This is a genomic window from Streptomyces sp. H39-S7 (assembly GCF_027158205.1).
In the GTDB taxonomy this organism is placed as follows: Bacteria; Actinomycetota; Actinomycetes; order Streptomycetales; family Streptomycetaceae; genus Actinacidiphila.
In genome coordinates, this window is sequence record NZ_JAPVLU010000043.1 from 48,941 (window position 1) to 73,907 (window position 24,967).

A 24,967-nucleotide genomic window follows, 5' to 3' on the forward strand; every position below is an offset into this window, starting at 1 on the left:
GCGACGCTGACCTCATAAGACTTTCGTCGGCCCGTCACAGACGTGCGGACGAGCGAGACAACAGCTCCCGTGCGGCGCCCGCGCCCCCGGACAGCGGCACTACGACCGACGTCGTGGCCCGCCGCCACCGGAACAGAGCGCGGCGCCCGGGAGCATGACGGGAGCACTGCCCGAATGCTCGATCACAACGAGCCCAACGCGGCGCCGGACCATGGCGCCGCATCCAGCGAAGAAGCGACGGCCCCCCGCCGTCGCCGCCGCGCCGTATCCCGCCCGGCGGGTCCGCCCGCCGCGCCGGCCATACCGGCCACTTCCGCCGACGAGGCCGCCCCGGCCGCGAGCTCGGCGCCCGCTGAGGACACCGCCGCCCCTGACGACTCCGCCGCGCCGCCGCGCGCCCGTCGTCGTGCGACCCGCAAGGTGACGGCCCCGGCCGGTGCTCCCGACGCCGTCGAGGCCCCCGCGGCCGCGGTCTCCGAAGCCCCCTCCGCGGTGCCCGCCGAGGCAGCCGACGCCGCCCCGGACACCTCCGCCGCGCCGCCGCGTGCCCGTCGTCGTGCCACCCGCAAGGTCACCGCACCGTCCGAGGCCCCGCAGGAGGCGCCCGCGGCCGAGAGCCCGGCCGCTGTCGAGGCTCCGGCTCCTGTCGAAGCCGCGGCCGAGCCGGCCGTCGACCCCGCCGCCCCGACCCGGGCCCGCCGCCGCGCGACCCGCAAGGTCGCCGCGCCCGCCCAGGCCCCCCAGTTCGTCGAGGAGACGGCCGCTCCGGCGCCCGTCGCCGCGCAGGCACCCGTCGTCGCGGCGGCTCCCGCCGCGTCCGAGGCCGAGGCCCCGGGCCGCGGCCGCCGCACCTCCCGCAAGCGCGCCACTCCCTCCGCCCCGTCGGCCTCGTCGGCCGGGGGCGACGGCACGGTCGCCGATGACCCGGAGCGCACGGTCGTCAAGGTCCGTGAGCCGCGCGCCAAGGCCGAGCCCAGCCTGGGCACCGGCTTCGACGAGGTGACGTCCATCAAGGGCTCCACCCGCATGGAGGCGAAGAAGCAGCGCCGCCGTGAGGGCCGCGAGCAGGGCCGCCGCCGCGTGCCGATCATCACCGAGGCCGAGTTCCTGGCCCGCCGTGAGGCCGTCGAGCGCGTCATGGTCGTCCGGCAGAGCGGTGAGCGCACCCAGATCGGTGTGCTGGAGGACGACGTCCTCGTCGAGCACTACGTGAACAAGGAGCAGGCCACCTCGTACGTCGGCAACGTCTACCTGGGCAAGGTCCAGAACGTGCTGCCGTCGATGGAGGCCGCCTTCGTCGACATCGGCAAGGGCCGCAACGCGGTGCTGTACGCCGGTGAGGTCAACTTCGAGGCGCTCGGCATGGGCCACGGCCCGCGCCGGATCGAGAGCGCGCTGAAGTCCGGCCAGTCGGTCCTGGTGCAGGTCACCAAGGACCCGATCGGCCACAAGGGCGCCCGCCTCACCAGCCAGATCTCGCTGCCCGGTCGCTACCTGGTCTACGTGCCCGAGGGCTCGATGACCGGTATCAGCCGCAAGCTGCCCGACAACGAGCGCGCCCGGCTCAAGACCATCCTCAAGAAGATCGTCCCCGAGGACGCGGGCGTCATCGTGCGCACCGCCGCCGAGGGTGCGAGCGAGGAGGAGCTGCGCGCCGACGTCGACCGGCTGCAGGGCCAGTGGGACGACATCCAGAAGCGGGCCAAGGGCGGCAACGCCCCGACGCTGCTCTACGGCGAGCCGGACATGACCGTCCGTGTCGTCCGCGACATCTTCAACGAGGACTTCACCAAGGTCATCGTCAGCGGTGACGAGGCGTGGGGCACCATCCACGAGTACGTCCACTCGGTCGCCCCCGACCTGACGGACCGGCTCACCCGGTGGACCTCCGAGGTCGACGTCTTCGCGACGTACCGGATCGACGAGCAGCTGCTGAAGGCGCTGGACCGCAAGGTCTGGCTGCCGTCCGGCGGTTCGCTGGTGATCGACAAGACCGAGGCGATGATCGTCGTCGACGTCAACACCGGCAAGTTCACCGGTCAGGGCGGCAACCTCGAGGAGACCGTCACCAGGAACAACCTGGAGGCGGCCGAGGAGATCGTGCGCCAGCTGCGGCTGCGCGACCTGGGCGGCATCGTCGTCATCGACTTCATCGACATGGTCCTGGAGTCCAACCGCGACCTCGTCATGCGCCGGCTGCTGGAGTGCCTGGGCCGGGACCGGACCAAGCACCAGGTCGCCGAGGTCACCTCGCTGGGTCTGGTGCAGATGACTCGCAAGCGGGTCGGCCAGGGCCTGCTGGAGTCGTTCTCCGAGGTCTGCGTGCACTGCAACGGGCGCGGCGTCATCGTCCACATGGACCAGGCGACGACCACCGGTGGCGGCGGCAAGCGCAAGCGCCGCGGCAAGGGCGGGGTCGGCTCGGGCGACGAGCACACGCACGAGCACGATGCCGAGAACGAGAACGAGAACGACGAGTACGAGGCGCACGAGGACGCGGACGAGTACCCCGAGCTGGAGCCCGTCGCGGTGACCGAGGCCGAACTGGTGCCGACGGTCGCGACCGACGACGAGTGGTTCAGCAGCGCCGCCGAGGCGGAGGCCGCGGCGACGCGTGGCCGTGGCCGCCGTCGGGCGGGCCGCAAGGCCACCGCCCCCGCGGGCGCGCCCTACGGGGACCGGCAGTCGCCGGCCGCCGAGGTGATCGAGTTCGTGATCGAGCCGTCAGCGGAGGCGCCGGTCGTCGAGCCCGAGCCCGAGCCGGTAGCGGTCGCCGAAGCGGCGCCCGTGGCCGAAGCGGTCACGGAAGCGCCGGCCCCGGGCCGTACGCGCCGCCGTGCCACCCGCAAGGTGAGCGCCCCGGCGGGCTCCCCGGCCTCCTCCGAGGCCGAGCCCGTCACCGTGGTCGCGGTCGCCCCCGCCGTCGAGCCGACGCCGGAGCCGGTCGTGGAGGCCGCTGTGGAGGCGGCGCAGCCCGCCCCCTCCGCCGCACCGCCCCGGGCCCGCCGCCGTGCGACCCGTGAGGTGACCGCTCCGGCGGCCGAGGGCGCCGCGGTGGCGGTCGTCACCGAGTCGGCCACCGAGCCCGTCACCGAGCCCGCTGAGGCCGTCCAGGAGGCCTCCGCGGCCGACGAGACGGTCGCGGAGCCCAAGAAGCGGGCGCCGCGCAAGGCGGCCGCGAAGAAGGCGCCGGCGGCGAAGAGGGCCGTGGCGAAGAAGACGGTGGCCAAGAAGACCGTTGCGAAGAAGGCACCGGCCAAGAAGGCGGCGACCAGGAAGACCGCCGGCGCGGCCGACAGCGAGTAGGTCAACAGCGCGTGTGACAGGCCGTCTTGAGACGGTGGAGGGCGGGCCCGGAGACCTCGGGCCCGCCCTTCCGCACTGCTGCCGGCGGGCGCCCGGCCACCCGGTTTGACCCTGCGCCACGGGCCCCGTAGCCTTGGCCTTCGGCGTTTTTGCGCCCGCTCCTGAGCAAATCCCTCCCGGTCCGCCGGGAGAGGCCCCCCAATGCAGGACAGGGATGGCTGGCTTCAGGAGTACCCGATCTAGCTTGAGAGTGAGTTCCGCGTGTACGCAATCGTGCGCAGCGGCGGCCGCCAGCACAAGGTGGCCGTTGGCGATGTCGTCGAGGTTGACAAGATTTCCACCGGCAAGGTGGGCGACGCGGTCGAGCTCTCGACGCTCCTCGTCGTCGACGGCGACTCCGTGACCAGCGACCCGTGGGTCCTGGCCGGGATCAAGGTCGCGGCTGAGATCGTGGACCACCACAAGGGTGTCAAGATCGACATCCTGCGGTACAAGAACAAGACCGGTTACCGCCGTCGTCAGGGTCACCGTCAGCAGTACACGGCGATCAAGATCACCGGTATCCCCACGGCTGCGAAGTAAGGGACTGAGAAGACATGGCACACAAGAAGGGTGCATCGTCCACTCGTAACGGACGTGACTCCAACGCTCAGTTTCTCGGCGTGAAGCGTTTCGGCGGCCAGGTCGTCAACGCCGGCGAGATCATCGTCCGCCAGCGTGGCACGCACTTCCACCCCGGCTCGAACATGGGCCGCGGCAAGGACGACACGCTGTTCGCCCTCGCCGCCGGTGTGGTCGAGTTCGGCACCGCGCGTGGCCGCAGGGTAGTGAACATCGTTCCGGCCGCCGTCTAATACGGCTCGGCAACGAACACAGCACACCACTGAGGGCGGACCCCCCTTCCCCGACGCGCACCGCGCGCGGGAAGAGGGTCCGCCCTCGGTGCGTTAGTACTGAGACAATCCCGTATTTATCTGGAGGCAATCCGTATGACCACCTTCGTGGACCGCGTCGAGCTGCATGTCGCCGCGGGTAACGGAGGCCACGGCTGCGCCTCCGTTCACCGGGAGAAGTTCAAGCCGCTCGGCGGTCCGGACGGCGGTAACGGCGGCCGTGGCGGCGATGTGATCCTGGTCGTGGACCAGGACATCACCACGCTCCTCGACTACCACCACACCCCGCACCGCAAGGCCACCAACGGCAAGGGCGGCGCGGGCGGCAACCGCACCGGCTCCGAGGGCCAGGACCTGGTCCTGCCGGTACCGGACGGCACCGTCGTCCTGGACCAGGACGGCAACCTGCTCGCCGACCTTGTCGGCCAGGGCACCACCTTCGTCGCGGGCCAGGGCGGCCGCGGCGGCCTCGGCAACGCGGCACTGGCCTCGGCCCGCCGCAAGGCGCCCGGCTTCGCGCTGCTCGGCGAGCCCGGCAAGTCCCGGGACATCGTCCTGGAGCTCAAGACGGTCGCCGACGTCGCCCTGGTCGGCTACCCGAGTGCGGGAAAGTCCTCGCTCATCTCGGTGCTCTCGGCCGCCAAGCCGAAGATCGCCGACTACCCCTTCACTACCCTGGTCCCGAACCTGGGCGTGGTCACCGCCGGTGAGGTCGTCTACACGATCGCCGACGTCCCCGGCCTGATCCCGGGCGCCAGCCAGGGCCGTGGCCTGGGCCTGGAGTTCCTGCGGCACGTCGAGCGCTGCTCGGTGCTCGTGCACATCCTGGACACCGCCACGCTGGAGTCCGACCGCGACCCGGTCACCGACCTCGACGTCATCGAGGCCGAGCTGTCCGAGTACGGCGGCCTGGGCGACCGGCCGCGCATCGTCGTGCTCAACAAGATCGACGTGCCCGACGGCAAGGACCTCGCCGACATCATCCGCCCCGAGCTTGAAGCCCGCGGCTACCAGGTCTTCGAGGTCTCGGCCGTCTCCCGGCTGGGCCTGCGCGAGCTGTCCTTCGCCCTGGCGAAGATCGTCGCCGAGACCCGCGCCGCCAAGCCCGCGCAGGAGTCGACCCGGGTCGTCATCCGCCCGGTCGCGGTGGACGACGCCGGCTTCACCGTCACCGAGGAAGAGGGCTCCTACCGCGTGCGCGGCGAGAAGCCCGAGCGCTGGGTGCGGCAGACCGACTTCTCCAACGACGAGGCCGTCGGCTACCTCGCGGACCGGCTCTCGCGCCTCGGTGTCGAGGAGCGGCTGGTGAAGGCCGGCGCCCAGGCGGGCGACGAGATCATCATCGGCGAGGAGGAGAACGCGGTCGTCTTCGACTGGGAGCCGACGATGGCCGCCGGTGCCGAGATGCTGGGACGCCGCGGCGAGGACCACCGCTTCGACCCGCCGCGCCCGGCCGTCAACCGCCGCCGCGACAAGAGCGACAAGGACGACGCGCAGCAGGAGTTCGACGACTTCGAAGCCTTCTGAGCGGTCTGCACCGTCCGCACCACGGCCCCCTCGGAGCGCTGGGACCAGCGCTCCGAGGGGGCTTTCCGGTGCTGCCGGATGAGATGATCTCCTGATGGTCAGCGACTTGGGGTCGGGCATGGGACACGTCAGCATCGTGGTGATCGTCTACAACGACGCCTCCCGCATCGTGAGCGCCGTGGAATCCGCGCTCGCACAGGGGCCGGAGGTCGGCGAGGTGATCGTCGTCGACGACTGTTCGACGGACGGCACGGTCGACGCGCTCGCGCCGCTCGCCGCGGAACCGCGGCTGCGGATCATCGCCCGGGAGACGAACAGCGGCGGGTGCGGGACGCCCCGCAACGACGGCATGGCCGCCGCCGCGTTCCCGTACGTGATGTTCCTGGACAGCGACGACATCCTCCCGCCGCGGGCGATCGGGACCCTGCTGCCGATCGCCGAGGAGCGGCGTGCCGACGTCGTCGCCGGTCAGTGCCTGCGCGTGGAGCTCCCGGACGGCGCGACCACCGTCTGGGCCCCGCTGCTGTACGACCGGTCGGCGGGCGCCGAGCTGCCCGGCACCGTGATCGAGGGGATCGAGAACACCCCCCGCATGCTGTGGGACACCCTCTCGGTCAACAAGCTCTATCGCAGGGCGTTCCTGGAGAAGCACAGCATCACCTTCCCGCACGGCGCCTTCCACTACGAGGACTTCGTCTTCACCGCGCGCGTGTACGCCGCCGACCCGCGGCTGGCCGTGACCGACGAGCCCGTCTACCTCTGGCAGGTGCGCCGGCAGGCGGCGAAGCTGTCGATCTCGCTGAGCCGCGGCGCCATCAGGAACTGGCAGTCCCGGGTGACCGCCCACCGGGGCGTCGTCGAGGTACTGCGCTCCGCCGGGCGCGAGGAGCTGGCGCTGCACGCGCTGGCCAAGTTCTGCGACTACGACCTGCCGCTGTACCTGCGTGAACTCCCGCAGCGCGACCGGGAGTACGTGGCCGAGTGGTGGCGGATCACCCGTGAGTACCTGACCGGGTTCGACCCGGAGGGGATCGCCTGCGCGGGTGTCGTCTCCCGCTGGATCGCCGACGCGATCCTGACCGCGCCCGAGCCGGCGGAGCTCGGCCGGCTGGTGGAGCTGACCGCACGCCCGCCCCGGCTGATCCCGCCGTACGACGACCTCGCCGCACCCCCCGCCGGCCTCGGCCTGCTGACCACCGCCGAACTGCCGGTGGCCGTCGACGGCCGCGTCAGGGCCGGCGGCAGCACCCGGCTGAGCCTGCGCGTGCACGAGCTGTACGGGCGGCTCGCGGAGCTCGGCCCGCGCACCGTCACCGTCGAGTTGGAGGAGCGCACGGGCGGCCGCCCCGCGGTCGCCGTGGAGGCGCCGCTGGTCCCCGACGGCGACGGCTGGACCGCCGGGGTACGGCTGTCGACCGCTGCCCTGGCCTGCCCCGGGAGGCTCGGCGTGTGGAGCGTACGGGCTGAGATCCGGTACGCCGACGGCTCCGCGACCCCGGTGGAGGTGCGTGCCGCCGGGACGCAGGCGGCGCGCCGGGGCATCGTGGTGCGCCCCACCGGCCGGGTGCTGCTGGTGCAGACGCACGTCACCGGCGGCCGGGCACTGGTCCTGCGGGTCGCCGACGGGCTGCAGGGGGCCCGCAGGGTCGCCGAGGCCCGGGTGCGCAGGCTGCTCGGCCGCTGACGCGCCCGCCCGGTTCACCCGAAAGGGCGGCCACCCCCGAGGGGATGGCCGCCCTTTCGCGGCTGTGGCGGGAGGTCAGGACTCCTTGGCCAGCTCCTGCATCCGGTCGATGACCCTGCCCGCGGCATGGCCGTCGTCCAGGTCGCAGAAGACGTCCTGGAACTTCTTGTAGGCGTCCTTGTACCGGTCCGTGACCGCGTCCAGGTCCTTGAGCGACGCGATCAGCTCGTCCGACGTCGCGATCAGCGGCCCGGGGGCCTCCTTCTCGAAGTCGAAGTAGAAGCCGCGCAGCTGGTCGCGGTAATGCGCCAGGTCGTAGGTGAAGAACAGCATCGGGCGGCCGGTGTTCGCGTAGTCGAACATCAGCGACGAGTAGTCCGTGATCAGAACGTCCGCGGCGAGGAACAGCTCGCCGATCTCCGGGTACTCCGAGACGTCCCAGACGAAGCCCTCGCCCGCGCCCGGCACCGTGTCCACCACGTTCGGGTGGCGCCGGACCAGGAGGACGAAGTCGTCCCCGAGCTCCTGCTTGGCCTTCACCAGGTCGACCTGGAGGTCGAGCTTGTACCGGCCGGGGCCGTAGTACTGGTCGTCGCGCCACGTCGGGGCGTAGAGCACGACCTTCTTGCCCGCGGGGAGGCCGATGCGCTCGCGCACCCGCTGGGCGATCTCCTCGCGCTCCGGCGCGTAGAGCATGTCGTTGCGCGGGTAGCCCGCTTCGAGCAGCTCACCGTCGAACGCGAACGCGCGCTTCAGGATCGGCGTGCTGAAACGGTTGGGGGAGACGATGAAGCTCCAGCTCTTCGACTCCTTCGCCACGTTCTCCAGGTACCGCCCGTTGGTGAACTGGACGTCCTCGATGTCGTGGCCGATCTTCTTCAACGGCGTGCCGTGCCAGGCCTGGACGACGACCTGGCCCGGACGCCGCTTCAGCCAGTACGGCAGGTGCGCGTTGGTGACGATGTACCGGCTGCGGGCCAGCGCCTCGAACCACTCGCGGCCCCACATGCGGACGGCCTTGGCGCCCGGCGGGAGCTCCACCTGCTCGTCGCGGACGACCCACAGGTGCTCCAGGTCGTCGCCGCGCCGCATCAGCTCCTCGAACACCGCACGCGGTGAGTCGGAGAACTGCTTGCCGGTGTAGCTGTCGTACAGCACGGACTCGCGCAGCGGCTGGGTGCGGGCCTCAGGGTAGAACTGCGTCCGCAGCTGGCGCTGCCGGTACGGGCCCTGCTCGTCGGTCCGCAGCGAGGCGGTGACCTCGAGCGCCAGCCGGTCGTAGGAGTGCGCGGCCGCGACGTACTTGCGGCCCGCGACCATGGTCTCGGCGGGCAGGTCGTCGATGAGCGCGGGGCTGATGACGACCGGGGTGCGCTCGTTGCCCTCGACCGAGTTCTGGAACATCAGGTTCCAGCGGCCGGGACGCAGCGGCAGGGTGCCGGCCATGCCCGGGACGGCGTGCACGGTGAGGGTGGCGGAGAACCGGTTGTTCTCCACCGTCACGGGGAAGACCTTCTCCTCGTGGTGCGCCCGGTGCATCAGCACCAGGTTCGCCGGGTCGGTGGCGCTGGTCGGGCACTCGCCCTCGACCAGCAGCGAGCCGTCCGACTGCCAGGTCAGCCGGTCCACGACGGGCCGTACGATCCGGTCGCTCAGCAGCAGGTAGCCCGGCGCGTTGCGGTGCAGGGCCAGCTCACGGGGGAGCCCCGAGGCCGAGGGCGCGAGCGGGTAGCGGCCCGGCGCCAGGTCGTCGTCGGCGATCAGCTGGCGCGACTTGGGCTCACCGGGAACGACGATCTCGGTCCGCCACGTCTCGCTGTCCGGCGCCTTGACCGAGGAGAGCGCCACCTCGGTCATCCGGCCGTCGACGATGTCGTCCAGCGGGATGCGCACGGTGAAGGCCGTCTGCCCCTGGGTGGCGGCGCCGATCTCCAGCGGGTACTCGTGCGAGCTGGGGGTCTTGAGGTGCTGCATGCTCAGCCGGCTGCCCTCGGTGAGCTTGCCGGCCGCCACTCCGCGGATCTCGATGAACCCGTCGGTCAGCTCGTGCCCGGTGACCCGGGCGCGGACCTTCTCCACCCGCAGCCGCAGCCGGCCGCCGATGAACAGCGGGACGATGCGGGTCTCGGCGTCGACGTAGTGCACCGGCGGGTGCGTGCCGGAGCCGAAGGCGCCGGGGTTCAGGGCGCCCTTGCGCAGCAGGCCGCGACTGAGGTTGCCGATCGCGAAGCGCCAGGTGGACTCGTTCCAGCCGCTGCGCTGCTTGAGCTTCTGCGCGTCGACCGTCAGCTCGAATCCGGACCAGTCGTACGAGTAGCGGTTCTGGCCGGAGGTCGACGTGGCCTCGGGGCGGAAGACCGTGCGCGCCGGAATGACCAGCGTGCGCTTGGACTTGCTGTTGCGCAGCGCGATGACCTTGAGCGACATCCGCCGCTTGTGGACGTTCAGGTTGCTGACGTAGGAGAAGCCCTCGATCTTCAGCTCGTCGCCGTGCCAGGTGATCGAGGACACCTTCGTGCGCAGCGCCAGTTCCTGCTTGAGGCGGTACACGTGCTTCGGCACACCCACGGTGCGGTTGCCGAAGAACGGGAACCTGCCGTAGCGGCGGAACCGCCGGACGACCGGGAGCGAGGCTCCGGTCTCCTTCTTCTCGTACGACAGGACCTCGAGCAGTTCGTCCAGCTTGCCGTGCCGGATCAGGTGCCACTTCAGCCGCATCAGGGCCGGCAGCGCGTCCAGGGCACGGGGGTCCACCCGGCTCAGGAAGTCCGAGGCGACCTTCATGAAGAGCTCGCGGAACTCCTGGTCGGCGTCCGGCAGCACGTTGATGAAGATCCGGATGTCGCTGGCGAGCGCCGTCTCGTCGTACCACCGCTTGTACTTGCGGTACTCCTTGCCCGGCTGCGCGGCGAGGAACCGGCTGACGGAGTCGACGGCGGCCACGCGGTCGCGGACCGACTTCAACTCGGTGCGGCGCTGGGTGATGGACGGTGCCGCGCCGCCCTCGCGCTGCCGCCAGTAGTACGTGGGCTCACCGAGGATGTCGACGCTGCGGGCCCGGAAGTGCGCCGGGACCGTCAACGGGGTGTCCTCGTAGAGCACACCTTCGGGGAACTCCATCGCGTACTTGTCCCAGAAGGTGCGGCGGAACACCTTGTTGGGGGCGAGCCGGTCGGCGATGAGCGCCGGGTCGCGCGTGATGTGCGTCTTCAGCCGCGTCGTCGCCGTGGCCTTGCGGTGCATGGCGGACTGGGCGGTGCCCTTCGAGTCCAGCGTGAACACGTTGCCCGACGCGAAGTCCGACCCCGTCTCGTCCAGCGTCGACAGGAAGTGCTCGTAGGCGTAGTCCGGGATGATGTCGTCGCTGTCGACGAATGTGAGGTACTCCACCCCCGGAGTGCAGTTGCGCACGCCGGTGTTGCGGGCGTGGCCCAGGCCGCCGTTGGTCTGTTCGACGAGGCGGAACCGCGGGTCGCGGGCGGCGAAGGCGGTGGCGAGCTCGCCACTGCTGTCCGTCGAACCGTCGTTGACCATGATGACTTCGAGCTCACGGAGCGTCTGACCGGCGAGCGATTCGAGGCATTCCTCGAGAAACGTCTCGACGTTGTAAATCGGCACTACCACCGAGAGCCGAGGGACCATGGGTCAGAACAACCTTTCCGTGGCGGGAAACGACGAACCGAGGTCCTGCTCCGGGGGAGCGCAGCCTGCTGAGGGTTCACTCCGAGTTTATCGCATGGCTACTCACCGACTTAGACTGACCGGATGACCTGGATGATCACCGGTGGTGCCGGATATATCGGATCGCATGTCGTCAAGGCGCTCGTCGAGAGCGGTGAACAGGTGGTCGTCCTCGACGATCTCAGCACCGGCGACGTCACGCGGCTGCCCGCGGGAGTGCCCCTGGAGCAGGGCTCGGTGCTGGACCGGGCCGTGCTGGACAGCGTCCTGAGCCGGCACGCGGTGACCGGAATCGTGCACATCGCGGCGAAGAAGCAGGTCGGCGAGTCGGTCGAGCGCCCCCTGCACTACTACCGCGAGAACGTCGTCGGCCTGCAGACGGTCCTGGAGGCCGCGGCGGACGCCGGGGTCGGCCGCTTCCTCTTCTCCTCCTCCGCCGCGGTCTACGGCATGCCGGACGTCGACCTGGTCACCGAGCGGACGCCCTGCGACCCGATGAGCCCTTACGGCGAGACGAAGCTCACGGGGGAGTGGATGGTCGCCGCGGTGGGCCGGGCGCACGGCATGGCCACCGCCTCGCTCCGCTACTTCAACGTGGCGGGCGCCGCCTCCGCCGAGCTCGGCGACCCGGGGATCTTCAACCTGGTGCCGATGGTGTTCGAGCGGCTGGACCAGGGCAGGCCCCCGCTGATCTTCGGCGACGACTACCCGACGCCGGACGGCACCTGCGTCCGTGACTACATTCACATCGAGGACGTCGCCTCGGCCCATGTCGCCGCGGCGCGGCGGCTGACCGCCGACCCCTCGGCGTCCCTGAAGCTCAACATCGGCACCGGCGAGGGCGTGTCGGTGGCCGAGATGATCGACCTCATCCGCGAGGTGTCGGGCCACACCGACCTGGCGCCCGAGACCGTCCCGCGCCGCGCCGGCGACCCGGCCAGGGTGGTCGCCTCGGCCGAGCTGATCGGCAAGGAACTGGGCTGGTCCGCGCGGTACGACGTCCGTCAGATGGTCACCTCGGCCTGGGCCGGCTGGCGGCTGCGGCACCCGCGGCCGCAGGACTGATCCGCCGCCCCGGCGGGCCGGCCGCGCGGTGTCCAGGGCGCGATACGCCCGGCCGCGCGATGCCCCCGATCACGTAGATTGCACGGGATCGGGGCAGGTGGACCGACGGGAACAGGCGAGCACAGGGGACGTACGTGGCAGCGGCGCGGCAGGACGTGGTGGAGGCCCGCAGGGTCGTGGTCAAGGTCGGTTCGTCCTCGCTGACGACGGCGTCCGGCGGGCTGGACGCGGACCGCGTCGACGCGCTGGTGGACGTGCTGGCCACGGCCCGGGACAACGGCCGGAGGGAGATCGTGCTGGTCTCCTCCGGCGCCATCGCCGCGGGCCTCGCCCCGCTCGGCCTCGACCGGCGCCCGCGCGACCTCGCCCGCCAGCAGGCGGCGGCCAGCGTCGGCCAGGGACTGCTGGTGGCCCGGTACACCGCGTCGTTCGCCCGCTACGGGATCCGGGTCGGCCAGGTGCTGCTGACCTCCGACGACATCAGCCGCCGCGCCCACTACCGCAACGCCTACCGGACGCTGGACCAGCTGCTCGTCATGGGCGCGGTGCCGGTCGTCAACGAGAACGACACCGTGGCCACCGACGAGATCCGCTTCGGCGACAACGACCGGCTGGCGTCCCTCGTCGCCCACCTGGTCCGCGCCGACCTGCTGGTACTCCTGTCCGACGTCGACGGCCTCTACGACGGCGACCCGCGCTCGCCGGGCGCCACCCGCATCGACGAGGTGGCGGGACCCGCCGACCTCGAAGGCGTCACGATCGGCAGCGCGGGCAAGGCCGGGGTCGGCACCGGCGGCATGGTCACCAAGGTCGAGGCGGCCCGGATCGCGGCCGCCGCCGGCATCCCCGTCGTCCTCACCTCCGCCAGCCACGCCGCCGACGCCCTCGCGGGACGCGTCACCGGCACGCTCTTCCACCGCACCGGCAAGCGCTCCGCCGACCGGCTGCTGTGGCTCGCCCACGCCTCCACCCCGCGCGGCGCGCTGCGCCTGGACGCGGGCGCGGTCAAGGCCGTCACCGAGCGCCGCACGTCGCTGCTGCCGGCCGGACTGACCGGCGTCGAGGGGCAGTTCGTGGCCGGCGACCCGGTCGACCTGCTCGACGAGTCCGGCCGGGCCGTCGCCCGGGGACTCGTCAACTTCGACGCCAGGGAACTGCCGCGGCTGCTCGGCCGCTCGACGCACGACCTCGCCCGCGAACTCGGACCCGCCTACGAGCGCGAGGTCGTGCACCGCGACGACCTCGTTGTGCTGCACCAGCACTGAGCCGAGGGCCCGGCCCGGCAGACCCAGTCGGGGACTTCTTGTCGAAAACGCCCCCGCGGTAGCCCGCACCCTGGTCAACTTTGAAGCGGAGGAGTCGCCAATACCGCCGCGGGGACGGGCGGCGCTCGCAAAGCAGAACGCCACAGGGAGGCCGCCGGTGAGACGAGGGCGCCCAGGTTCGCTCCCCCGGGGGACGACCGAACGGGCACTGGTCAGCGTCGACAGCGGAGTGGACAGCAGTGCGGACCATCAGCCGGAAGCGCGTACCAGCTCCCGGCTCTGGCACGTGACGCTCAGCGTTTCCGGGCCCGAGGCCCCGCTGCCCGAGGTCAGACGTGCGCTGGAACAGCTCGCGCACGATCACCCGTTCCTGCTGACCAGCAGGTATGCCGATGACCACGCCGAGATCAGGTACTGGGAGGAGGCCCGTGACCTCCATGACGCCGCGGCCATCGCGCTGCGCCTCTGGGGCGAGCACCGCTCGACGGCCAAACTTCCGCCATGGGAGACGGTCGGCCTCGAAGTGATCGACCGTGAGACCTATCACCAGCGCATCTCCGAGGGATACGGCCCGGCACCCGCCGTGCCGGTGGGTGTCCACCCCTTCTAGGGGACGCACCCGGCCCGGCCCGGGGCCCCGCCCCCGGCCGGCCGGGGGCGGTCCGAGCCGCGTCTCAACGGCCGGAAGGGCGTCCCACCGTCCGGGGAGGTCGCCGTAGGCTGCCGGGTATGAGCAGCAGCCACGACGCCCCCTCCCTGCCCTCCCCCCTGCCCGAGTCCGCCGTGCTGCGGGCCGCCTACCGGGCCAGGGCCGCCGCCGCCGACCTGGCGCCGCTGCCGCGGTCGGCGAAGGACGACGCGCTGCTCGCCATCGCCGACGCGCTGGTGGTGCGGACGAAGGAGATCGTCGAGTCCAACGCGCTGGACGTGGCGCGGGCGCGGGCGGCGGGCAGCAGCGAGACGGTCATCGACCGGCTGACGCTGACCCGCGAGCGGGTCGCGGCCATCGCCGCCGACGTCCGGGACGTGGCCGGTCTGCCGGACCCGGTCGGCGAGGTCGTGCGCGGCTCGACGCTGCCGAACGGGCTCGATCTGCGCCAGGTGCGGGTGCCGCTCGGTGTGGTCGGCATCATCTACGAGGCCCGGCCGAACGTGACCGTGGACGCGGCTGCGCTGTGCCTGAAGTCCGGGAACGCGGTGCTGCTGCGCGGCTCGTCCTCCGCGTACGCGTCCAACGAGGCGCTGGTGAAGGTGGTGCGGGACGCCGTCGGAGGCGCCGGACTGCCCGCCGACGCGGTGCAGCTGGTCCCGGGCGAGAGCCGGGAGTCCGTCACGGAACTGATGCGGGCCCGCGGCATGGTCGACGTCCTCATCCCGCGCGGCGGAGCGTCACTCATCAGGACGGTCGTCGAACAGTCGACAGTGCCGGTCATCGAGACCGGTACCGGCAACTGCCACGTCTATGTGGACGCGCAGGCCGACCTCCCGATGGCGGTGGAGGTGCTCATCAACTCCAAGGCGCAGCGTCCCAGCGTCTGCAACTCCGCCGAGACCCTGCTGGTCCACCAGGACATCGCCGAGGCGTTCCTGCCGCTGGCACTGGCGGCGCTGGCCGAGGCCGGGGTGACCGTGCACGGCGACGAGCGGGTGCTGGCGCTGGCCGAGCGCACCGGCTCCAAGGCCACCGTGGTCCCGGCGACCATGGAGGACTGGGAGACGGAGTACCTGAGCTACGACATCGCGGCGGGGGTCGTCGACTCGCTGGACGCGGCCGTTCACCACATCCGGCTCTGGTCGTCCGGCCACACCGAGGCGATCGTCACCACCTCGCAGCTGGCGGCGCGCCGCTTCACCCAGTTGGTGGACGCGGCCGCGGTGGTCGTCAACGCCTCGACGCGGTTCACCGACGGCGGCGAGTTCGGCTTCGGCGCGGAGATCGGCATCTCCACCCAGAAGCTGCACGCCCGCGGCCCGATGGGCCTGCCGGAACTGACGTCGACCAAGTACATCGTGACCGGCGACGGTCACATCCGGTAGCGCGGCGGCCCGTCCACAGGGCCAACGGGGCGGCCGGGCAGCGTATTTCATCCGCTCCCTGCCCAAAGCGTCGTTGCCAGGACTACCCTGGTCGGATGCCGGATGATGACGAGTTCGCATCCATGGTCTTCGACGAGGACTTCGTACGGTCCGCGCCCGTGCACGAGCCCAGCGCGCGCCAGCGCATGCTCGCCGCCGCGCGCGCCCGCGCCGAGGCCGAGAGCATGTCCGGCGCCGGGTCCGTGCCGGCCGATCCCATCCGGTACGACGCCGGCGAATCGGACGAGCTGTACCGGCAGCACGCCCGGATGGCCGAAGGCCGCCCGTACCGTTCCGGCAGTGTCCGCTGGCACCGCTCACTGGCCTGGCTGCTGGCCGTGCTGATGGGTATCGGCGTGGTCGCGCTGACCTTCGCGGCCGTGTACCGGGGCGCCGGGGGCGGCGGCCGCCAGCCGGCCGTACCGGCGCCGCCGTCGAGCGGCCGGGTCGGCAGTCAGACCCTTCCGCCGGTGGCCGCGACCCCGCTTCCCTGAGCTGCTGTCAGAAGTTGTCGCGTATCACGGCGTTTATATGTGCCTGCGGAGACTTAACCTTGTGGTATGGCCGGTCCTGGAGACCCTCCTGAGGGCGCCCCTGAGGGAGTCCCGGGAGGTGGTGAGGACGAGTACCGATCCGTCGTCTTCGACGAGTCGTTCGTCCGTGCTGCCCGGATCCAGGAGTACTCGGCCCGCGAGCGGCTGGACGGGACCTCCCGGGCGGTGCGGGTCCGCCGCATGTGGCCCGGCACCGGCGCCCCGCGGCAGGTCCTGGTCCTGGTCGTGCTCATCGCCGTCGCCTTCGGCACCGCGATCTACCTGGGCATACGTCATCCGTACAGCAGTTCGACGCCGAGCGCGGTGGAGCCGCTGCGGATCACCCTGATACCGCTGGTGCCCCCGGGCCCGGTACCGGCCGTGACCGGGGCGGCGCTCTACGCGAACGATCCGGCCGCGCACTACCGGGCCGGCGTCGAGGCGATTCCGCTGCCGACCGCGCGACGCGTCGGGGACTTCACCGAGGGCCAGGTGATGCAGGCACTCGGCACCGCCCGCGAGTACCTGATCGCCTCGGCGCTCGACCCGGAAGCGCTTACGGGCGGCGGGGTGCGCGCCGTCCGGGATCTGATCGATCCCGGTCAGATCGACCAGTTCGACCGCAGCCTGAGCGCTCCGGCCGACGACGGGCTGCACGCGGCGACCGGCTGGCTGGTGCGGCTGGACCCGGCCGTGGTGCGGCTGGTCGACCAGAAGGTGCGGGTGAACGGCACGATCACGGTGGCCCAGGTCGGTGACGACCGGCTGGAGGTCGTCACCGACCACACCCTCGTGTACGCCGTGCAGGGCGCCACCGGGGCCGGCACGGCGCCGGGCGGGCCCACCTCGCTGTTCACCGTGCGGCGCGAGATGCGGTTCCGGTTCGACCGGGAGGACCTGCGGGACCATCACACGGAGGTCGTGCAGGCCGATGTCGCCGCAGGGCCGCTGTCCTGCACGGCCGGGGCCGCCGACTACTTCCGGCCACTGCTCGCCGGCCAGTCGCCGCAGGTCCCGGCCGCCGTCGATCCGCACGACCGGCACCGCCGGGCCGCCTCGGTCTGCGCGGGGCTGAGGGAGGACGCCACCGGTTCCCCGGCGCCGCCCTCCGCCACGTCCTCGGCGGCTCCCTAGACCCGACTCCGCCCTACTCCGCGCGCGGGCCGTCTTCCTGGCCGCTCTCGGGGCCGTTCTCGGCGCCGTCCTGCGTGCCGTCGGCCGGCCGCTCCTTCGTGGTGGTCTGGGTGCCACCCGGACCGGTGAACTTGTTGCGCAGCTTGCCGCCGATGTCGCCCGCGCCCGTCGAGATGTCGCGTATCAGACCCATCAGCGGGTCCTTGCTGGTCTTGACGTTCTCCGCGTAGTGGTTGGCCGACTCCTTGAAGGAGTCGTAGACCGAGGTGTCCTTGTCCTCGCTCCGGCGCGGGTAGTGCCCGTCCATCAGCCGCTGGTAGTCGCGGCTGGCGGCCCACTTCTTCAGCTCGGCGGCGCGCACCGTGGTGAAGGGGTGGCTGCGCGGCAGCACGTTCATGATCTTCAGGACGGAGTCGCGCAGGTCGCCCGCGGCCTCGTACTCGTCGGCCTGCTGCAGGAACGCGTCCACGTTCATCTCGTGCAGGTGGTTGCCGCCGGCGATCTTCATCAGACCGCGCATCGACGCCTGCAGGTCCTGTCCGACCAGCAGCCCGGCCCGGTCGGCCGACAGTTCGGACTTGCGGAACCACTCGCGCAGCGCGGTGACGATCGCCAGGATCGCCAGGTTGCCCAGCGGGATCCACGTGACGCGCACGGCCAGGTTCGTCAGGAACAGCAGGATGGTGCGGTAGACCGCGTGGCCGGAGAGCGCGTGGCCCACCTCATGGCCCACGACCGCCCGCATCTCCTCCTCGTCGAGCAGTTCGACGAGGCCGGTGGTGACCACGATGATCGGCGCGTCCATACCGATACACATCGCGTTCGGCTGCGGGTCCTGCGTGACGTACATCGACGGGACCTTCTCCAGGTCCAGGATGTAACAGGCGTCCAGCAGCATGGTGTGCAGGTGCGCGAACTGCTGCTCGCTCACCCGGACGGAGTCCGAGAGGAACAGCAGCCTCAGCGAACGCTCGGGGAGCAGTCCGCTGAGCACCTTGAAGGCGGTGTCGAACCCGGTCAGCTTGCGGAGCGCGACCAGCGCGGACCGGTCGGCGGGGTGCTCGTACGCCCTGGAGGAGATACCAGGGAAACGCTTTCGCGTGCGGCTGGGCACCTTCGCGGCACCGCCGCTGGACTCCGTGGAGTCGCTCGGATCGTTCGGCACGGACATAGTGACCCAACCCCCTGATAGCCAACCGGTACATACTCTGGACGCGCGGAGCCTGCGCTAAGTTCCACAGGGCCCGCCCGTACGATGTGCGTGAGTCTTCCCGTCCGTCCCCGAAACCGCAAAGGTCCTGCCGACCATGACGTCATACGCAGCCGCCGCACTGACCACCCTTGCCGAGGAGTCGGGCGGGGGGAACCACGAGAGCCTCAGCCCGTATCTCACGGGCGGTGGCGCGCTGTTCGCGCTGCTGCTCCTGCTGTGGATCACGACCCGCTTCAACCGGGACTAGTCTCCGCGATGCCTGGGAGCGCGAAGAAGCGGATCGGCGTGATGGGCGGAACGTTCGACCCCGTCCACCACGGTCACCTGGTCGCCGCCAGTGAGGTGGCGAGCCTGTTCCAGCTCGACGAGGTCGTCTTCGTGCCGACCGGCCGGCCGTGGCAGAAAGCCGACAAGCCGGTCTCGCCGCCCGAGGACCGCTATCTGATGACGGTGCTCGCCACCGCCTCCAACCCGCAGTTCTCGGTGAGTCGCATCGACATCGACCGCGGCGGCAAGACCTACACCATCGACACCCTGCGGGACCTGCGCGACGAACACCAGGACGCCGACCTCTTCTTCATCACCGGAGCGGACGCGCTCAACCAGATCCTCTCCTGGCGGAACGCCGAAGAGCTCTTCTCGCTGGCGCATTTCATCGGGGTGACGCGTCCCGGGCATACCCTGGCGGACCCGGGCTTCCCGGAGGGCGGGGTCTCGCTGGTCGAGATCCCCGCGCTGGCGATCTCGTCGACGGACTGCCGCCAGAGAGTGGCCAAGGGCGATCCGGTCTGGTACTTGGTGCCGGACGGGGTGGTCCGCTACATCGACAAACGCAAGCTCTACCGGGACGACGGGTAGCGACGCATCGCAGTGAAGGGGTCCTCGTGGACGACGCAAACCCCCGTTGGCAATACGCCGAGGGAGGTCCTGAGAACGGTCAGGACCCGTACGCCCCGCAGGACCCGCCCGCGCCCCAGGACCCTTACTACCAGCAGCAGTACGGATACGACCCGTACGCACAGCAGCCGGAGCAGCAGCCCCAGCAACAGCCTCCGCCGCAGCAGCAGCCGGGGTACGCCGACCCGTACTACGCGGACCCGGCGCAGACGTACGCCGGTCAGCAGCAGGGCTGGATCCCGCAGCAGCAGCCGTATCCGGACCCCCAGTACGCGCAGCCGCAGCCCCTGCAGCAGCCGTACCAGGAGGCGCCGCAGTACCAGCAGCCGCAGTACGGCGCGCCGGCCGCCCAGCCGTACTACGGGGCGCCGGCCCCGGCCACGCCGCCGGCCGCGGCCCCGGTGCCCGCGCAGGGTCCCGGGCCCGAGGCCGTGCCGCAGCGGCGGCAGCAGCAGCCCGGCGAGGACTACCGCACCGAGCAGTTCGCCTTCGTCGACGAGGACGACGAGGAGTCGGAAGAGGTCATCGACTGGCTGGCGTTCTCGGAGTCCCGCACCGAGCGCCGTGACGAGCGCAAGCGGCGCGGCCGCAAGCGCAAGATCGCACTGATCCTCCTCGTCGTGGTGGCGCTGGTCGGCGGTACCGGCTACCTCTGGAAGACCGGCCGGATCCCCGGCCTCGGCGCGCCCGGCAAGAGCACGGCGGCGTCGGGTGCGGGTGGCCAGAAGCGCGACGTGATCGTGGTGAACCTGCGGCCGGTGACGGGCTCGGAGTCCTCCACGGCGCTGCTGGTCAGCAACCAGACCACCGGCAAGGGCACCACGGTGCTGCTGCCGAACGCGCTCTCGCTCAGTACCGACGAGGGCGCCGTGACCACGCTCGGCAAGCAGATCGACCAGGGGCAGGAGCCCACCCGGCAGGCGCTGAACACGCTGCTGGGGTCGGACATCAAGGGCAGCTGGCGGCTGGACACCCCGTATCTGGAGATCCTCGTCGAGTCCCTCGGCGGGATCACCCTGGACACCGACACCGTGGTGAAGGGGACGCAGGCGAACGCGGGCAAGGTCCTGGTCAACCAGGGCAAGGCGCAGGAGCTGAACGGCCAGGCGGCCGTCGCGTACGCCACCCACCGCGGCACGGGGGAGGCGCAGGCCAAGCAGCTCATCCGCTTCGGCCAGGTGATGCAGGCCGTCCTGGCGAAGATGCCCAGTGACGCGGCCTCCGCGACGAAGACCGTCGAGGCGCTGAACTCGATCCCGGACCCCTCGCTGCCCATCAACGCGCTCGGCGCCTCACTGGCGGAGCTCGCGGACCAGGCCAAGGCGGGCGCCTACAGCACCGCGCTGCTGCCGGTGCAGCCGAACGGCACGCTGAGCGAGCAGGCGACCGCGAGCGTCGTGAAGGACGTGCTGGGCGGCACCGTGAAGAACTCCGGGGCCTCGGCCCAGGCCCGCGTTTCGATCAAGGACGCCTCCGGTGACAAGAAGGCGGCGGGCCTGGCCCAGGCCGCGATCCTGAACGGCGGCTCGTACACCTACGTGGCGGGCGGCACGGCGCCGAAGGCGCAGGCGGCCTCCGAGGTGCTGTACGCCGACGACGCCCGCAAGGCGGCGGCGGCCGACGTGGCGAAGACGCTGGGGCTGCCGGCGGGCGCGGTGAAGAAGGGAACGGTCGCCGCCAATGCGGACATCACGGTCGTCCTCGGCAAGGACTACAAGGGCTGACACCCCCCTGAGCGGCGGCCCGGGACCGGCCGGGAAGCCGCTCGGGGGGCCTGACCAGGCCTGACGTATAACGGGTCGGGGGCTGTCCGTGGGGCGTGAGACCCTGGAGAGACACGCCCTCGACCCGAAAGCCTCACCTGTGACCGCCACTGACCACTCCATCGAGCTCATCAAGGCCGCCGCGCAGGCCGCCGCCGACAAGCTCGCGCACGACATCATCGCCTATGACGTCAGCGACGTCCTCTCCATCACCGACGCGTTCCTGGTGGCCTCCGCCCCGAACGACCGGCAGGTCAAGGGCATCGTCGACGGTATCGAAGAGGCGCTCCTCAAGGAGCTGGGCACCAAGCCGGTGCGCCGCGAGGGCGAGCGCGACGGCCGCTGGGTGCTGCTCGACTACATCGACATCGTGGTCCACGTGCAGCACTCCGAGGAGCGTGTCTTCTACGCCCTGGAGCGGCTCTGGAAGGACTGCCCCGAGATCGAGCTGCCCGCCGACGCCGTCGCCACCCGCGGCAAGGGCGAGGAGCACGCGAAGCTGTACGCCGCCGAAGCGGACGGAGACCTGAGCTGAACGGGCACACGACGGGCCGCGGCCGCCGGATCGTTCTTTGGCGGCACGGCCAGACCGAGTGGAACCTGGAGCAGCGTTTCCAGGGCAGTACCGACATCCCGCTGACCGCGGACGGTATCGCCCAGGCCCGGCGCGCCGCCAGGCTGCTCGGCGCCCTGGAACCGGCCGCGATCATCGCGTCCGACCTCCAGCGCGCCTCGGCGACGGCCGCCGAGCTGGCTGCCGTGACCGGTCTCGGCGTGACCCACTACGAGGGGCTGCGCGAGACGTTCGCGGGGGACTGGCAGGGCCTGACCCACCAGGAGATCGTCGCGGCGCACGGCGAGCAGTACGCCGCCTGGAAGCGTGGCGAGCCGGTACGGCGCGGCGGCGGTGAGCTGGAGACCGAGGTCGCGGACCGGGCGGCTCCCGTGGTGCTGCGCGAGGCCGACAAGCTGGCCGACGGCGCGACGCTCGTGGTCGTCAGCCACGGCGGCACGATCCGCACCACGATCGGACGGCTGCTGGGGCTGGAAGCGGGAAACTGGGAGGCCCTCGGCGGCCTGTCGAACTGCTGCTGGTCGGTGCTGGGCGAGGGCGCGCGCGGCTGGCGGCTGCTGGAGCACAACGCGGGCACGCTGCCGGAACCGGTGCTCGGCGACGACAACTGATCCACTCCCCGGTGGATCACCGGGCGGATTTCGCATCTGCCCGGGAGACCGGTTAAGCTTCTTCTCGTTCCCAGCGCGAGCCGCTGGCAACGGCGGGGCTGTAGCTCAGTTGGTAGAGCGCTTGCATGGCATGCAAGAGGTCCGGAGTTCAATTCTCCGTAGCTCCACAATCAGGATCCCGTCCGATCATCACGATCGGGCGGGATTTTCTGCATTGCTCCAGGTCAGTCCGTTGCCAGGGCCGGCGCCCGCCGCACGTCCCGTTCCTCGTCCTGTGTCGCGTCCCGTTCCGTCTTCTGCTCCGCCACGATCTCCGAGACCTTGCGGCGGTGCACGGGGCAGCCGACCATCGGGTCGTCCATGGCGCGCAGCCGCTCGATCTGGGCGCGGCTGGTGTCGTCAGCTGGGGTGTAGACGACGATCCGGTGCTCGGTCATACCGTCGATCGCGAGCGACACCGAGGTCAGGTTGATCAGCCCGACCGACGCGTGCCGGAACACCTTGAGCCGCGACCCCGGCGAGGCGACGTCGCCGCGCGCCCACATCTGCGCGAATTCCGGGCTCTCGTGGATCAGGCGTGCGATGAACGCCTCCCAGACCGGTTCCCCGACATGCCGGCCGTACGAGGCCCGCAGTTGGCCGACCATCCGGGGCAGCTCCTCGTCGCTGTTGACCATCGACGAGCAGCAGCCCGGGATGGTGAACAGCTTCAGCAGCACGTTCCGCTCCGAGCGCGGGACGAACGTGGTCGCGGGCCAGATGTCGCGGTAGGCGGCGTTGGAGGCCTGCACGTCGTAGCGCGCGCTGTAGACGACGGCGGGCAGCGGGTCCAGGGCGTCCAGGATGCCCTGCACCTCCACACCCACCACCTCCGCGTCGGAGACGTCCTGGCGGACGAAGGGCACGCCGGCCAGCCGGTAGAGGTGCTCCCGCTCGGTCACGTCGAGCTGGAGCACCCGGCCGACCGCGTCCAGCACCTGCACGCTCGCGTTGATCGGGCGCCCCTGCTCCAGCCACGTGTACCAGGTGACCCCGACCCCGGCGAGCTGCGCGACCTCCTCGCGCCGCAGACCCGGTGTACGGCGCCGCAGGCCCGGCGGCATGCCCACGTCCGCGGGGGTGATGCGGGCGCGGCGGCTGCGGAGGAAGGCGGCCAGCTCGGTGCGGCGTTGGGGCATGCTCCCCATCCTGCATCGGGCCGGATCCGCTTGCCAGGTGCTGCCGGTACCAGCATCACAGGGCTCTCGTTACCAGTAGTGCGCCGCGCCCAGGCTGGCGGACATGACGAATTCCGTGCTTCCGGTCCCCGTCACCGACAAGGAGACCACCCCCGGCGCCGTCCGGCGTCCGCGCAACGGCCTGCTGCTCGGCATCATCCTGACGGGCCAGTTCATGGCCCTGCTCGACGTGTTCATCGTGAACGTCGCCGCGCCCACCATCCGTGCCGACCTGCACGCGTCGGGCGCCGGACTGCAGCTCATCGTGGCCGGCTACACGATCGCGTACGCCGTGCTGCTCATCACCGGCGCCCGGATCGGTGATCTGCTCGGCCACCGGCGGATCTTCCTGGGCGGGCTGGCCCTCTTCACCGCCGCGTCGCTGGCCTGCGGGCTCGCGCAGTCCACGGGACAGCTGATCGGCTTCCGGTTCGTCCAGGGCGCCGGCTCGGCGCTGATGATTCCCCAGGTGCTCAGCCTGATCCAGCTGACGTTCAGCGGCGAGGCGCGGGCGAAGGCCCTCAGCGTCTACTCGGCGGTGCTCGCCTCGGGCGCGGCGATCGGCCAGTCGCTCGGCGGTGTGCTGGTCAGCGCGGACGTGTTCGGCACCGGCTGGCGCCCGGTGTTCCTGGTCAATGTGCCGATCGGGCTGGCCATGCTGGTCGTCGCGCCGCGCGTGATCCCGGCGGACGTCAGCGGCGCACCCGAACGGCGGCGCGGGCTGGACCTGCCGGGGCTGCTGACCCTCGGCGCCGCGGTGACGCTGTTCACCGTGCCGCTGGTGCTCGGGCAGGAGGAGGGCTGGCCGGTGTGGGGCTGGGTCTGCCTCGCCCTGAGCGTGGCCCTGTTCGGGCTGTTCACGGTGCTGGAAGCGCGGCTCGCGCGGCGCGGAGGCGCCCCGCTGGTGTCCGGGCGGGTGCTGCGGGCGCCGGGGATGGCGCGGGCGGCGACGATGATCGGCCTGTCCATGGCGGTCAACGCGGGCTTCCTGTTCAGCATCGCCCTGCACCTGCAGACCGGCCTGGGCGACAGCGCGCTGCGCACCGGGCTCACGTTCGCCGTCGCGGCGGTGTTCTTCGGCGGGGTCGGCCTCAACTGGCGCCGTCTGCCGCAGCGTTGGCACCGTTGGCTGGCCCCGGCCGGTTTCGCCGTCGCGGCACTGTCGTTCGCGGGGCTCGGCCTGGCGCTGCGCGGTGGCGGACACGGCGGCTTCGCGCTCTTCGCCGGCCTGGCGGGGATCGGTGCGGGGCTGGGAGCGGCGTTCAGTCCGACCCTCACCCGCGCGCTGGGGAAGGTGGCCCCGCAGGACGCGGCGGACGCCAGCGGGCTGTTGGCCACGGTCACCCAGCTCGGCATGCTGGTGGGCGTGGCCACCCTCGGCACGCTGTTCCTGAACCGCCTCGACGTCGCGGGGCCGCACCCGGCGGCCCACGCCTTCGCGGTGACGGCGGCGGCGCTGACCGTCCTCGCGCTGGCCGGGGCGCTGCTGGGGCTGCGACGCGACAGGTCGTAGCGGGACGCGGGGCGG

At 71.5% G+C, this 24,967-nt stretch carries 20 protein-coding genes and 1 tRNA gene; 18 read left to right on the forward strand and 3 right to left on the reverse strand.

The genetic code is table 11. The features are described 5' to 3' along the window. Positions 1-42 precede the first annotated feature (42 nt). The 5 genes from O3X23_RS32725 to O3X23_RS32745 all read left to right on the forward strand — a co-directional run bounded on the left by O3X23_RS32725 (position 43) and on the right by O3X23_RS32745 (position 7,410). Positions 43-3,306 (forward strand): Rne/Rng family ribonuclease, encoded by a 3,264-nt coding sequence (locus O3X23_RS32725; RefSeq protein WP_443048047.1) that lies wholly within the window; start codon positions 43-45, stop codon positions 3,304-3,306. 261 nt (positions 3,307-3,567) lie between these two features. Beyond that, positions 3,568-3,888: a 50S ribosomal protein L21 gene (rplU, locus tag O3X23_RS32730; RefSeq protein WP_269276019.1), complete on the forward strand. Its 321-nt coding sequence runs from the start codon at positions 3,568-3,570 to the stop codon at positions 3,886-3,888. Between the two features lie 14 nt (positions 3,889-3,902). After that, on the forward strand, positions 3,903-4,160 hold the full coding sequence (rpmA, locus tag O3X23_RS32735) for a 50S ribosomal protein L27 (protein WP_138359421.1): 258 nt from the start codon (positions 3,903-3,905) through the stop codon (positions 4,158-4,160). A 135-nt stretch (positions 4,161-4,295) separates the two neighbouring features. Then, entirely contained in the window at positions 4,296-5,726 is a 1,431-nt protein-coding gene (gene obgE, locus O3X23_RS32740) for a GTPase ObgE (RefSeq protein WP_269276021.1), read from the forward strand. Positions 5,727-5,820: 94 nt separating this feature from the next. After that, a complete protein-coding gene (locus O3X23_RS32745) occupies positions 5,821-7,410 on the forward strand; it encodes a glycosyltransferase family 2 protein (protein WP_269276023.1) in 1,590 nt (529 codons plus the stop codon). A 75-nt stretch (positions 7,411-7,485) separates the two neighbouring features. Here O3X23_RS32745 and O3X23_RS32750 read toward each other — a convergent pair whose 3' ends face one another. After that, on the reverse strand, positions 7,486-11,052 hold the full coding sequence (locus tag O3X23_RS32750) for a bifunctional glycosyltransferase/CDP-glycerol:glycerophosphate glycerophosphotransferase (RefSeq protein WP_269276025.1): 3,567 nt from the start codon (positions 11,050-11,052) through the stop codon (positions 7,486-7,488). A 123-nt stretch (positions 11,053-11,175) separates the two neighbouring features. Here O3X23_RS32750 and galE point away from each other — a divergent pair, with 123 nt between their 5' ends. From galE to O3X23_RS32780, 6 genes are all read left to right on the forward strand, one after another. Then, the gene (gene galE / locus O3X23_RS32755) at positions 11,176-12,156 is read left to right on the forward strand and encodes a UDP-glucose 4-epimerase GalE (protein ID WP_269276026.1); all 981 of its coding nucleotides are present in this window, start codon (positions 11,176-11,178) and stop codon (positions 12,154-12,156) included. Positions 12,157-12,290: 134 nt separating this feature from the next. Beyond that, positions 12,291-13,421, forward strand: a complete 1,131-nt coding sequence (gene proB / locus O3X23_RS32760; RefSeq protein WP_269276028.1) for a glutamate 5-kinase — start codon at positions 12,291-12,293, stop codon at positions 13,419-13,421. A 208-nt stretch (positions 13,422-13,629) separates the two neighbouring features. Beyond that, complete coding sequence (locus O3X23_RS32765) at positions 13,630-14,031, forward strand: hypothetical protein (RefSeq protein ID WP_443048049.1); 402 nt, start codon at positions 13,630-13,632, stop codon at positions 14,029-14,031. A gap of 119 nt (positions 14,032-14,150) precedes the next feature. Beyond that, positions 14,151-15,458 carry a glutamate-5-semialdehyde dehydrogenase gene (locus tag O3X23_RS32770; RefSeq protein ID WP_269276030.1) on the forward strand — a complete coding sequence of 436 codons (1,308 nt, stop codon included), beginning with the start codon at positions 14,151-14,153 and terminating at the stop codon, positions 15,456-15,458. Between the two features lie 95 nt (positions 15,459-15,553). Beyond that, entirely contained in the window at positions 15,554-15,991 is a 438-nt protein-coding gene (locus O3X23_RS32775; protein WP_269276032.1) for an SCO2583/SCO2584 N-terminal domain-containing protein, read from the forward strand. 66 nt (positions 15,992-16,057) lie between these two features. Next, positions 16,058-17,164: an SCO2583 family membrane protein gene (locus O3X23_RS32780; protein ID WP_269276034.1), complete on the forward strand. Its 1,107-nt coding sequence runs from the start codon at positions 16,058-16,060 to the stop codon at positions 17,162-17,164. A gap of 13 nt (positions 17,165-17,177) precedes the next feature. Here O3X23_RS32780 and O3X23_RS32785 read toward each other — a convergent pair whose 3' ends face one another. Then, positions 17,178-18,335 (reverse strand): M48 family metallopeptidase, encoded by a 1,158-nt coding sequence (locus O3X23_RS32785; RefSeq protein ID WP_443048048.1) that lies wholly within the window; start codon positions 18,333-18,335, stop codon positions 17,178-17,180. Between the two features lie 136 nt (positions 18,336-18,471). Between O3X23_RS32785 and O3X23_RS32790 the strand changes: the two genes are divergently transcribed. From O3X23_RS32790 to O3X23_RS32815, 6 genes are all read left to right on the forward strand, one after another. Next, entirely contained in the window at positions 18,472-18,624 is a 153-nt protein-coding gene (locus tag O3X23_RS32790) for a hypothetical protein (RefSeq protein WP_187144878.1), read from the forward strand. An 8-nt stretch (positions 18,625-18,632) separates the two neighbouring features. Beyond that, positions 18,633-19,235, forward strand: a complete 603-nt coding sequence (nadD, locus tag O3X23_RS32795) for a nicotinate-nucleotide adenylyltransferase (protein WP_269276038.1) — start codon at positions 18,633-18,635, stop codon at positions 19,233-19,235. A 26-nt stretch (positions 19,236-19,261) separates the two neighbouring features. Further along, positions 19,262-20,998 (forward strand): LCP family protein, encoded by a 1,737-nt coding sequence (locus O3X23_RS32800; protein WP_269276039.1) that lies wholly within the window; start codon positions 19,262-19,264, stop codon positions 20,996-20,998. 139 nt (positions 20,999-21,137) lie between these two features. Next, the gene (rsfS, locus tag O3X23_RS32805; RefSeq protein WP_138353142.1) at positions 21,138-21,572 is read left to right on the forward strand and encodes a ribosome silencing factor; all 435 of its coding nucleotides are present in this window, start codon (positions 21,138-21,140) and stop codon (positions 21,570-21,572) included. Beyond that, positions 21,569-22,222, forward strand: coding sequence for a histidine phosphatase family protein (locus O3X23_RS32810; RefSeq protein WP_269276067.1), 654 nt, complete (start codon positions 21,569-21,571; stop codon positions 22,220-22,222). The genes rsfS and O3X23_RS32810 overlap by 4 nt, the downstream gene beginning before the upstream one ends. A 94-nt stretch (positions 22,223-22,316) precedes the next feature. Further along, a tRNA-Ala gene (locus tag O3X23_RS32815) sits at positions 22,317-22,389 on the forward strand. A 57-nt stretch (positions 22,390-22,446) separates the two neighbouring features. Here the strand turns inward: O3X23_RS32815 and O3X23_RS32820 are convergent. Continuing rightward, complete coding sequence (locus tag O3X23_RS32820) at positions 22,447-23,409, reverse strand: helix-turn-helix transcriptional regulator (protein ID WP_269276041.1); 963 nt, start codon at positions 23,407-23,409, stop codon at positions 22,447-22,449. A gap of 94 nt (positions 23,410-23,503) precedes the next feature. Here O3X23_RS32820 and O3X23_RS32825 point away from each other — a divergent pair, with 94 nt between their 5' ends. Beyond that, on the forward strand, positions 23,504-24,952 hold the full coding sequence (locus O3X23_RS32825) for an MFS transporter (RefSeq protein ID WP_269276043.1): 1,449 nt from the start codon (positions 23,504-23,506) through the stop codon (positions 24,950-24,952). Positions 24,953-24,967 lie beyond the last annotated feature (15 nt).